The 10,722-nt window shown below is 70.9% G+C and carries 12 protein-coding genes; 11 read left to right on the forward strand and 1 reads right to left on the reverse strand.

The annotated features are described in order from the left end of the window. Nucleotides 1–85: 85 nt before the first annotated feature. The 8 genes from LUZ64_RS16690 to LUZ64_RS16725 all read left to right on the forward strand — a co-directional run bounded on the left by LUZ64_RS16690 (nt 86) and on the right by LUZ64_RS16725 (nt 7,555). Nucleotides 86–1,675 (forward strand): acyl-CoA carboxylase subunit beta, encoded by a 1,590-nt coding sequence (locus LUZ64_RS16690; protein ID WP_095581482.1) that lies wholly within the window; start codon nt 86–88, stop codon nt 1,673–1,675. 14 nt (nt 1,676–1,689) lie between these two features. Next, the gene (locus LUZ64_RS16695; protein WP_232390082.1) at nt 1,690–1,899 is read left to right on the forward strand and encodes an acyl-CoA carboxylase epsilon subunit; all 210 of its coding nucleotides are present in this window, start codon (nt 1,690–1,692) and stop codon (nt 1,897–1,899) included. 277 nt (nt 1,900–2,176) lie between these two features. Further along, on the forward strand, nt 2,177–2,305 hold the full coding sequence (mmpB, locus tag LUZ64_RS16700) for a morphogenic membrane protein MmpB (RefSeq protein ID WP_267896821.1): 129 nt from the start codon (nt 2,177–2,179) through the stop codon (nt 2,303–2,305). Nucleotides 2,306–2,403: 98 nt separating this feature from the next. Continuing rightward, nucleotides 2,404–3,867, forward strand: a complete 1,464-nt coding sequence (locus LUZ64_RS16705) for a peptidoglycan D,D-transpeptidase FtsI family protein (protein ID WP_095579195.1) — start codon at nt 2,404–2,406, stop codon at nt 3,865–3,867. 205 nt (nt 3,868–4,072) lie between these two features. Continuing rightward, complete coding sequence (locus LUZ64_RS16710; protein ID WP_095579194.1) at nt 4,073–4,459, forward strand: hypothetical protein; 387 nt, start codon at nt 4,073–4,075, stop codon at nt 4,457–4,459. Nucleotides 4,460–4,673: 214 nt separating this feature from the next. Next, nucleotides 4,674–5,276 carry a carbonic anhydrase gene (locus LUZ64_RS16715; RefSeq protein WP_095579193.1) on the forward strand — a complete coding sequence of 201 codons (603 nt, stop codon included), beginning with the start codon at nt 4,674–4,676 and terminating at the stop codon, nt 5,274–5,276. A gap of 112 nt (nt 5,277–5,388) precedes the next feature. Then, nucleotides 5,389–6,873 (forward strand): SulP family inorganic anion transporter, encoded by a 1,485-nt coding sequence (locus LUZ64_RS16720; protein WP_095579192.1) that lies wholly within the window; start codon nt 5,389–5,391, stop codon nt 6,871–6,873. A 70-nt stretch (nt 6,874–6,943) separates the two neighbouring features. Continuing rightward, nucleotides 6,944–7,555 carry a nucleoside triphosphate pyrophosphatase gene (locus LUZ64_RS16725; RefSeq protein WP_095579191.1) on the forward strand — a complete coding sequence of 204 codons (612 nt, stop codon included), beginning with the start codon at nt 6,944–6,946 and terminating at the stop codon, nt 7,553–7,555. Between the two features lie 13 nt (nt 7,556–7,568). Here the strand turns inward: LUZ64_RS16725 and LUZ64_RS16730 are convergent, their stop codons facing one another. Then, nucleotides 7,569–7,865, reverse strand: coding sequence for a hypothetical protein (locus tag LUZ64_RS16730; RefSeq protein ID WP_095579190.1), 297 nt, complete (start codon nt 7,863–7,865; stop codon nt 7,569–7,571). 215 nt (nt 7,866–8,080) lie between these two features. Here LUZ64_RS16730 and LUZ64_RS16735 point away from each other — a divergent pair, with 215 nt between their 5' ends. The 3 genes from LUZ64_RS16735 to LUZ64_RS16745 form a co-directional block, all read left to right on the forward strand. Continuing rightward, the gene (locus LUZ64_RS16735; protein WP_095579189.1) at nt 8,081–8,647 is read left to right on the forward strand and encodes a DJ-1/PfpI family protein; all 567 of its coding nucleotides are present in this window, start codon (nt 8,081–8,083) and stop codon (nt 8,645–8,647) included. A gap of 90 nt (nt 8,648–8,737) precedes the next feature. Continuing rightward, nucleotides 8,738–9,496, forward strand: coding sequence for an IclR family transcriptional regulator (locus LUZ64_RS16740; protein WP_095579188.1), 759 nt, complete (start codon nt 8,738–8,740; stop codon nt 9,494–9,496). Between the two features lie 315 nt (nt 9,497–9,811). Further along, a partial coding sequence (locus tag LUZ64_RS16745; RefSeq protein ID WP_232398578.1) for an ATP-binding protein occupies nt 9,812–10,722 on the forward strand: 911 nt, incomplete at its 3' end.

The following is a 10,722-nucleotide window of genomic DNA, read 5'->3' on the forward strand; positions in this document are numbered from 1 at the left end:
CACTGCCACGGCGCATCCACGCGGATACGCTACGAACCGGTAGCCCAGTCAGCCCATCCCTCAGGACGAGCAGGAGCCGCATCCCGTGTCCGAGCCGGAATACGACATCCATACCACCGCGGGCAAGCTCGCCGACCTCCGCCGCAGGACCGACGAGGCGACGCACGCGGGGTCGGCCCGCGCGGTGGAGAAGCAGCACGCGAAGGGCAAACTGACCGCCCGGGAGCGCGTCGAACTGCTGCTGGACGAGGGGTCCTTCGTCGAACTGGACGAGTTCGCGCGGCACCGCTCGACCAACTTCGGCATCGAGCGGAACCGCCCTTACGGTGACGGCGTCGTCACCGGTTACGGCACCGTCGACGGCCGTACCGTCTGTGTCTACTCGCAGGACTTCACCGTCTTCGGCGGCTCGCTCGGCGAGGTGTACGGCGAGAAGATCGGCAAGGCCATGGACTTCGCGCTGAAGACCGGCTGTCCGATCATCGGCATCAACGACGGCGGCGGCGCCCGCATCCAGGAGGGCGTGGTCGCGCTCGGCCTGTTCGGGGAGATCTTCCGGCGCAATGTGCACGCCTCGGGCGTGATCCCGCAGATCTCGCTGATCGTCGGCCCGTGCGCGGGCGGCGCGGTGTACTCCCCCGCGATCACCGACTTCACGGTGATGGTCGACCAGACCTCGCACATGTTCATCACCGGCCCCGACGTCATCAAGACCGTCACCGGTGAGGACGTCGGCTTCGAGGAGCTGGGCGGCGCCCGTACGCACAACGCCACCTCGGGCGTGGCCCACCACATGGCGGGCGACGAGAAGGACGCCATCGAGTACGTCAAGGCGCTGCTGTCCTATCTCCCCTCCAACAACCTCTCCGAGCCGCCCGCTTTCCCGGAGGAGGCGGACCTGGAGGTGTCGGACTCCGACCAGGAGCTGGACACCCTCATCCCGGACTCGGCCAACCAGCCGTACGACATGCACACCGTCATCGAGCACGTGCTGGACGACGGGGAGTTTCTGGAGACGCAGGCGCTGTTCGCGCCGAACATCATCACCGGCTTCGGCCGGGTCGAGGGCCACCCGGTCGGCATCGTGGCCAACCAGCCGCTCCAGTTCGCCGGCTGCCTGGACATCGACGCGAGCGAGAAGGCCGCGCGTTTCGTCCGCACCTGCGACGCCTTCAACGTCCCGGTGCTCACCTTCGTGGACGTCCCGGGCTTCCTGCCGGGCACGGACCAGGAGTACAACGGCATCATCCGGCGCGGCGCCAAGCTGATCTACGCCTACGCCGAGGCCACGGTGCCGCTGATCACGGTGATCACCCGTAAGGCGTTCGGCGGGGCGTACGACGTCATGGGGTCCAAGCACCTCGGCGCGGACCTCAACGTGGCGTGGCCGACGGCGCAGATCGCGGTCATGGGTGCGCAGGGCGCGGTGAACATCCTGCACCGCCGTACGATCGCGGCCGCGGAGACCCCGGAGGAGCAGGAGGAGCTGCGCGCCAAGCTCATCGCGGACTACGAGGACACGCTGCTCAATCCCTACGCCGCGGCCGAGCGTGGCTACGTCGACGCGGTGATCATGCCGCATGAGACGCGGCGCCACATCGTGCGGGGGCTGCGGGTGCTGCGGGACAAGCGCGAGTCCCTGCCGCCGAAGAAGCACGGCAACATCCCGCTCTAGGAAGGGGCTGTCCGATGATCAAGGTAGTGCGAGGCAACCCCACGCCGGAGGAGCTGGCCGCCGCCCTGGCGGTGGTCCAGGCCCGCGCGGCGGCGCGGGGCGCTGCCGCGCGGGACGCGGGCGAGGCGCGGCCGGAGTGGTCGGCGCCGGCGCGGCGGCTGGCGGCTGGCCGGGTGCCGGCGGCGGGGCCGCGGGCGTGGCGGACGACGTACTGGCCGTCGTAGGGACGGGCCTTTCCCCTACCCGCCCCTTCCCGTAACCAGGGGCTTCGCCCCCGGACCCCCTTTTCCGCGCTGCCGCGCGGTGGCCTCAAACGCCGGCCGGGCTGATTTTCAGCCCGGCCGACGTTTGAGGACCGGGGTCCGGGGCGGAGCCCCGCACGCGGCGGAGCCGCACATCGGATGCGGCGGGAAGGGGCGGGTAGGGGAAAAATCCCGCCCCGCCCTACCTTGAGTACGCGTACTCAGGCGCGGCCCACCCCACCGCGCGACCATGGAACCCATGCTGTGGTCGGATCCGCCCGAAGAGCCCCCCGAGGAGCTGCGCGAAGCGCAGGCCATGCTCCGCCGGGCCGGCCTCGTGCTGGCCGTCGGCATGGTGGTGCTGTTCGTCATCCTGGGCCTGCACTGAGTGAGCACCTCACTACCCCCGTAACTCACTGCAACCAAAATCCCCCCATTCGCATCATCACAAGGGAAATGCCCGCGATCCGGGGAGCGCGTCCCACCATGAACAAACCCGTACGGCACATATCCGTCTTCGTCGGGGTGCTCGTACTCGCCCTGCTGGTCCAGGCGACCTGGGTGCAGTTCGTGCGCGGCGACGAGCTCGCCGAGCACAAGCAGAACAAGCGGGTCCGGATCGCCTCCTTCGCCCAGCCGCGCGGCAACATCATCGTGGGCGGCCAGCCGATCACAGGCGCCTCGGAGACCTCCGGCGACTACAAGTACAAGCGGACGTTCAAGGACGCCGAGATGTACGCCCCGGTCACCGGCTACTCCTCGCAGATCTACGGCAACAGCCAGCTGGAGTTCGTCAACGACAAGCTGCTCAGCGGCACCGACGACCGGCTCTTCCTCCAGCGGACCACGGACATGCTCACGGGCAAGAAGCCGCGCGGCGGTGACGTGGTCACGACGATCAACCCGAAGGCGCAGAAGGCGGCCTTCGAGGGGCTCGGCAAGTACAAGGGCGCCGTCGTCGCGCTCGACCCGCGCACGGGCAAGGTGCTGGCCCTGGCCTCCACCCCGTCCTACGACCCCTCGGTCTTCGCGGGGAACACGTACAAGGACCAGAAGGCGTGGGACGCCCTCGCGGCCGACAAGAACAAGCCGACCCTGAACCGGGCGCTCAAGGAGCGCTACCCCCCGGGCTCCACCTTCAAGATCCTCACCGCGGCGGCGGCCCTGGAGCACGGGATCGTCTCGGACATCGACGCCAAGGGCAGCGCCCCGGTGCCGTACAAGCTGCCGCTGAGCACCACCACGGTCCGTAACGACGTGCAGACGCAGGAGTGCGTCAACGGTTCGCTGAAGGCCGGCCTCCAGTGGTCGTGCAACAACGTCTTCCTGGACCTCGCGGACAAGCTGGGCACGGACAAGATGCGCGAGACCGCGGAGAAGTTCGGGTTCAACGAGAAGAAGCTGGACATCCCGGTGCGGGCCGGCGAGAGCCTCTACCCCAAGAAGCTCGACCGCCCGCAGACCGCGCTGACCGGCATGGGCCAGGGCAGCCTCGCCAGCACGCCGCTCCAGATCGCCATGATGACGGCCGGCCTCGCCAACGACGGCAAGGTGATGAAGCCCTACATGGTCGAGGAGCTGCGCGGGCCGGACCTCGGCACGCTGGAGAAGCACAAGCCCGAGCTGATGTCGCAGGCGGTCTCCGCCGACACGGCGCGCAAGGTCCAGACCATGATGGAGAACACCGCGGAGAAGGGCACCGGCAAGGCGGCCCTGATCGACGGCGTCACGGTCGGCGCGAAGACCGGCACCGCGCAGCACGGTGTCAACAACGAGAAGCTGCCGTACGCCTGGTTCGTCTCGTACGCCAAGCAGGGCGACGGCTCGCCGGTCGCGGTGGCCGTCTTCATCGATCCCGAGGGCTCGGACATCGACCGCGAGGACATCTCGGGCGGCAAGCTCGCCGGCCCGATCGCCAAGAAGGTCATGGAGGCCGCGCTCGGCAAGTGAACCACTGACGGATTCGCCCCGGTACGGGGGTCGGCTTACGACGGAGATGTCCCATCGCTCCCGTAAGTCGGCCCCCGTACGCGTGTGTTCACCACCGCACGCGAAGGCCACGACTTAACTGAGCAGCAATCACTTTGCCCCTGCACCGACACGTCGTATGGCTAGAATCGACCAGCACAGTCACTCGAAGGGGGGTCGAGGAAGAATGCGTACACGCTCTGTCGGCGCGCTCGCCGCGTTCCTCACCCTCGCCCTGGCCGTGCTGTTGACGTTCAGGACGGCCGACGCCGGGGAGATCCCGGTGGCCCCTTCCCTCACCTACTCGGCCGGCGCACCGGCGTCCGCCGAGAACGACTGCGCCCACCCCGGCGAAGGTTCCGGGGGCGAACAGGGCATGTGGCGCGCCCACGCGTCCCACCGGGGCGGCACAGCTCAGCCCCGGCAGCAGGTCCAGACCACGGCACCGCTCGGGAACTCCCACGACGGCACCGGCGTTGACCCCTGCGCGGGGCAGTCCGACAGACACGCCCCCGTGACGGCTCGCGGCTCCGGCCGCCAAGTCGGCACGCTCATCCAGGTCTTCAGGCACTGATCCACTGAAGGCTCGCCTCCGCGCGCAACCAGCGGCCCTCCAGCCGCGTCACTACCATCAGTAACGCGCGCCGTTGGCAGATCTTCCCAGCGCCTTCGCCACTCTGTTCGCTGCCGCACATCATTCGATGCGGCATTTCCCTGTCAAGACGTCTCGACGACGCACGTCTTCGATGTCCGACCGACAACGACTACCTCCAGGAGGTCAGCCGTTCATGCAGTCCCTCATCGACCACGCCCGCGCCTTCCCGACCCGCGCGCGACAGTCCACCGGGGAGCTCAGCGGCCTCGCATCAGGCCAGTCCCCCGAAGCCATGTTCATCACCTGCTCCGACTCACGCGTCGTACCGACGCTGATCACCAACACCCGCCCGGGTGACCTCTTCGAGCTGCGCACGGCGGGCAACATCGTCCCCGAGTACAGCACCGAGCACCCGGCCGGCGAGATGGCCACCATCGAGTACGCCGTCAAGGTCCTCGGCGTGCGGGACATCATCGTCTGCGGCCATTCGCACTGCGGCGCCGTGGGCGCCGTCGTCCGCGACGAGGACCTCACCCAGGTGCCCGCCGTCCGCGGCTGGCTCGAACACGGGGCCTCACCCGCCCTCCGCGACGACGAGGGGGACTCCCCCGACGTCGCCATCCCGGTGCAGCGCCACGCGCTCGCCCAGTTGGACCGGCTGCGCGCCTACCCGTGCGTGGCCGAGCGGCTCGCCGACGGCCGCCTCGGTCTGCACGCCTGGTACTACGAGGTGCACACCGGCCTCGTCCTGGCGCATCAGACCATCGGGGACGACGCGCTCTTCCTCCCGTTGTGACCCGCCGGCCCGGGGCGGCCGACCGCCCCGGGCCCTCGGCACCACCCTTGGGCCCCCTTCCCGGGCCCCGGGTCACTTCCGCTCGCCTTCCCCACCTCAACGTGAGGAACCCATGCTCACCAATCCCGGTCCCGCCGTGCTGCGACGGGACTTCACCGCATCGCTCGTCGTCTTCCTGGTCGCCCTGCCGCTCTGCGTGGGCGTCGCGGTCGCCTCCGGCGCGCCCGCCGAACTCGGCCTGATCACAGGCATCGTCGGCGGACTCGTCGTCGGGGCGCTGCCCGGCAGTTCCCTCCAGGTCAGCGGCCCGGCCGCCGGCCTGACCGTGCTCGTCTACGAGGCCGTGCAGACGCATGGCCTCGGCACCCTCGGGGCGATCGTCCTCGCCTCCGGGGTCCTCCAACTCGTCCTGGGCTTCCTCGGGTTCGGGCGCTGGTTCCGCGCCATCTCCGTCGCCGTCGTGCAGGGCATGCTGGCCGGCATCGGCCTGGTGCTGATCTTCGGCCAGGCCTACGCGATGGGCGACCTCAAGGCGCCCAGCAGCGGCCTGGACAAGATCGCCGGACTGCCCGGCCTCGTCTCCGACCTCGCCTCGGACAGCGCGGCGCTCAAGGCGTTCGCCCTGGGCGCCGGGACCGTCGCCGTCCTGATCCTCTGGAAGAAACTGCCCGCAAGTGTCTCGGGCCTGGTGCCCGCGCCGCTGGCGGCCGTGGCCCTCGCCACGGGTGTGACGGCGGTGTTCTCGCTGCCCGTCGCCAAGGTCGAGGTCAAGGGTCTGTTCGAATCCATCCAGCCGCCCGGGCTCGGCGACTTCGGCGGCCTGGTGGACGGCGCCCTGATCGGCACCGTCCTCGCGTTCGCGCTCATCGCCTCCGCGGAGAGCCTCTTCAGCGCCGCGGCCGTGGACCGGCTGCACGACGGGCCGCGCACCGACTACAACAAGGAGCTGATGGCCCAGGGCGCGGGCAACACCGTGTGCGGCCTGCTCGGCGCGCTGCCCATGACCGCCGTCATCGTCCGCAGCGCCGCCAACGTCCAGGCGGGCGCCCGGACCAAGGTCTCGCGCTGGCTGCACGGCCTGTGGCTGCTGCTCTTCGCGGCGCTGTTCCCGGCCGCGCTCGGGGTGATCCCGGTCGCCGCGCTCGCGGGCGTCCTGGTCCATGCGGGCGGCAAGCTCGTCCCCGTGCGCGAGCTGGGCCCGCTGTGGAAGGAGCACCGCGGCGAGGCGGTCGTGCTGGCGGTCACCGCCGTGGCCATCGTGGCCACGAACATGTTCGAGGGCGTCCTGGCCGGTCTGCTGCTGGCCGTGGCCAAGACGGCGTGGGAGACCTCGCGCGTCCAGCTGGACGTCAAGGACGCGGGCGAGGGTCCCATCCACGTCCGGCTGACGGGGAGCGCCACGTTCCTGCGGCTGCCGCACATCCTCGACACCCTGGAAGCGCTGCCCAAGGACCGGCCGATCGAGCTGCACCTGTCCGGGCTGCGCCACCTCGACCACGCCTGCCGCACGGCCCTGACGAACTGGGCGGACCGGCACAATGAGGAGGGCACGGAGCCCGTGCGCGTACGGGGCGAGGTGGTGGCCGTGGCCGGCTGAGACATAGGCGCGCCCCGTACGGCACGGGGCGTGGCGGCGGGGCCGGTGCCGACCTCATAGGCTGGCCGGTATGAACGACAGCCCCGCGCGCCGCCGCCTGGTCCTCGCCTCCCAGTCCCCCGCCCGCCTCGGGCTGCTCCGCGCCGCGGGGCTCGCGCCCGAGGTGATCGTCAGCGGGGTGGACGAGGACGCGATCACCGCCCCGAACCCCTCCGAGCTCGCCCGGGTCCTGGCCGAGGCCAAGGCCGAGGCCGTCGCCGTACGGCCGGAGGCCGCGGGCGCGCTGGTCGTCGGCTGCGACTCGGTGCTGGAGCTGGACGGCCTGGCACTGGGCAAGCCCGCGGACGCGGAGGACGCCACGGCCCGCTGGAAGTCGATGCGCGGCCGGTCCGGAATCCTCCGGACCGGTCACTGCGTGATCGACACCGCCGACGGGCGCCGGGTGTCGGCGACGGCCTCGACCACCGTCCGGTTCGGCGAGCCGACCGATGCCGAGATCGCGGCGTACGTCGCGTCCGGCGAACCGCTCCACGTGGCGGGCGCCTTCACCCTCGACGGCCGCTCCGCCCCGTTCCTGGACGGCATCGACGGCGACCACGGCAATGTCATCGGCCTGTCGCTGCCCCTGCTCCGCACGCTCCTCGGCGAGCTCGGGACCTCGATCACCGACCTGTGGGTGTGAGGGCCCCCGGCTCCTAGGTCGGCAGCAGCCCGGTGACGGGCGCGAGCAGTCCGAGCACCGGATCGAGGGCGCTCGCGGCCTTGCCGACCTCGCTGACCTGGCCCAGCTTGTTGAGCTGGCCGAGCTGGTTGGTGGCCCCGGGGTAGATGCTCATGTCCTGCATCTGCGGCGGGTCGATCTTCGGCGGCGCGGCGACCTCCCCGGCGTTCGACACGGGCGGTTGCGGCATGGGCGCGGCCGAGGCGGCGGTGACGGACAGGCTGAGGGCGGCGCCGGTGAGGGCGGCCGCGGCTGCGATGCGCTTGATCATGCCCGACCCAACGAGGTCGGGGCGTACCGGTCACCATTCCTTGCGCCACATGGGGGCCCACCCCAGAGGTGCGCGCGCGGTGACCGGAACCCCTCCCGCCGCTCCAACACCCCTTCCCCGGCGGCCGATCGAGCCGGCCGGGGGTGTTTCTCGGCGCGTCCCCCTGCGCATATTCCGGTAGAGCCGACCCCCGAGAAGCGCCGAGGAGCACCGTCATGCCGAAGATCCTCATCACGACCGGCGACGCCGCGGAGGACCTGGAGGTCATGTACCCCTACCAGCGGCTGCTGGAGGAGGGTTACGAGGTCGACATAGCCGCGCCGACCGTCAAGCAGCTCCAGTTCGTCGTCCACGACTTCGTGTCGACCTTCGACACGTACACCGAGAAACCCGGCCACTGCTGGCCCGCGGACGTCGCGCTCGCCGATGTGAACCCGGCCGACTACGCCGCCGTCCTGATCCCCGGCGGGCGGGCACCCGAGTTCCTCCGGCTGGACCCGCACTTCCAGCGGATCGTCAAACACTTCTTCGCCGAGAACAAGCCCGTCGCCCACATCTGCCACGCCGTCGTGGCCCTCGCGCCGCTCGGCGTGCTCAAGGGCCGGCGCACGGCCGCCTGGCCCGCGTGCGCCCCCGACGTACGGCTGGCGGGCGGCACCTTCGTGGACGCGGAGGCGGTGGTGGACGGCAATCTGGTCTCCGCGCGCGCGTGGAACGACCACCCGGCGTGGATGCGGGCCTTCGTCGACCTGCTGCGCGAGCAGGCCCCGGTCAAGGGCTGAGCCCGGCTCCGGCGGGGCGCTCCGCCGGCTGTGCGAAGCTGGTGGGTCAGCCCGTCCGCGCGTGCCGCCACCCGAAGGAGCGCCTCCGCCATGCCGCAGTCCGTCGACCGCGCCCTCGACGTCCTCGACGCCGTCGCCGGCTCCGACGGTCCCGTGAGCGCCAAGGCGCTCGCCAGGCTGACCGGCTGCGGGCTCTCCACCGTCTACGAGCTGCTGGGCGCCCTCACCGCGCGCGGGCACCTCGTGCGCACCGCCGCCGGCTGGACCCTCGGCTACCGCGTCCCCTCCCTGCACCGCGCCTTCCAGCGCCAGATGCGGCTGGACGAGGAGGTGCACGGGCTGCTGCTGAAGGCCCGGCGGACGGTGGGGGCGGACACCTACTTCAGCGCCTACCGCGACGGCGAGATAGCGGTGCTCGCCGGAGCGTCCGATTCCGCCGCTCCCACGGGCGGCTTCTCCGTCGGCCGGGACGCCGACGGACACGCCACCGCGCACGGCAAGGTGCTGCTCTCCGCCCTCCCCCGCGCGGCCCGGCTGCGCTATCTGTCCGGGACCGGCATGCGCGCCATCACCCCGCGCACCATCACCTCGCCCGACCGGCTCGACGCGGAGCTGCGGCGGGTGCGGCGGCAGGGGGTCGCCGTGGAGATCGAGGAGTGCGCGCCGGGCGTGGCCTGTGTGGCGGTGCCCGTGCCGGCGGCGGACGGCGCCCGCACGGCCGTCTCGGTGGCGCTCCCGCTGGCGGACTTCGAGCGCCGGGGGGACCGGGTGACGGAGATCCTCCGCCATGTGGCGGCCGAGGCCGGGAGGTTGGCGATCCGGCGCCCCACCGGCACTACCGGCGGGTAGCGCGCGGGACCCGGATCACCCGGCGGGCCCGCGGTCCACTCCGACAGCCCGTGGGGCACGCAAACTTTGCGCCACCCCTTCGTAGGGACTCAACAAAGAATGCGCGACGACGCTCCCGGAAAATCACCGAGATCTAGCCCACACGAAAGGATCACCCGAGGCCCTCATACCCGGCGTACCGTGGGATAACTGGGGACTTATGCCCGTGCACGCCCCGCCGTTCACCCTCCGTGTGGGCAACCTCACCCCGGGAGTCGGGTCGGCACAGAGTGTCGCTGGTACCTAAACTCACGTTGTTTCAAGGAGGGAGCCATCGTGCGCAAGGTGCTCATCGCCAACCGAGGCGAAATCGCTGTCCGCGTCGCTCGTGCGTGCCGGGACGCCGGGATCGAAAGTGTGGCGGTCTACGCCGATCCGGACCGTGACGCGTTGCACGTCCGTGCGGCCGACGAGGCGTACGCGCTGGGCGGTGACACCCCGGCGACGAGTTACCTGGACGTGGCCAAGGTCCTCGCCGCGGCCGCGGAATCGGGTGCGGACGCCGTTCACCCGGGGTACGGATTCCTGTCCGAGAACGCCGATTTCGCGCAGGCGGTCCTGGACGCGGGGCTGACGTGGATCGGTCCGCCGCCGCAGGCGATCCGGGATCTGGGTGACAAGGTGGCGGCCCGTCATATCGCGCAGCGCGCGGGTGCCCCTCTGGTCGCCGGTACCCCGGACCCGGTCTCGGGTGCGGAGGAGGTCGTGGCGTTCGCCGAGGAGCACGGCCTGCCGATCGCGATCAAGGCGGCCTTCGGTGGTGGCGGGCGTGGTCTGAAGGTCGCCCGGACCCTGGAGGAGGTGCCTGAGCTCTACGACTCGGCGGTGCGTGAGGCGGTGGCGGCCTTCGGGCGGGGCGAGTGCTTCGTGGAGCGTTACCTGGACCGCCCCCGGCATGTGGAGACGCAGTGCCTGGCGGACAAGCACGGCAACGTGGTCGTGGTCTCCACGCGTGACTGCTCGCTGCAGCGCCGGCACCAGAAGCTGGTGGAGGAGGCTCCGGCGCCGTTCCTGTCCGAGGAGCAGAACGCCGAGCTCTACCGTGCTTCGAAGGCCATTCTGAAGGAGGCCGGGTACGAGGGTGCGGGTACGTGTGAGTTCCTGGTGGGTCAGGACGGGACGATCTCCTTCCTGGAGGTCAATACGCGTCTGCAGGTCGAGCACCCGGTGACCGAGGAGGTCACGGG

The sequence above is a fragment of the Streptomyces albireticuli genome, assembly GCF_021228125.1.
Taxonomy (GTDB): Bacteria; Actinomycetota; Actinomycetes; order Streptomycetales; family Streptomycetaceae; genus Streptomyces; species Streptomyces albireticuli.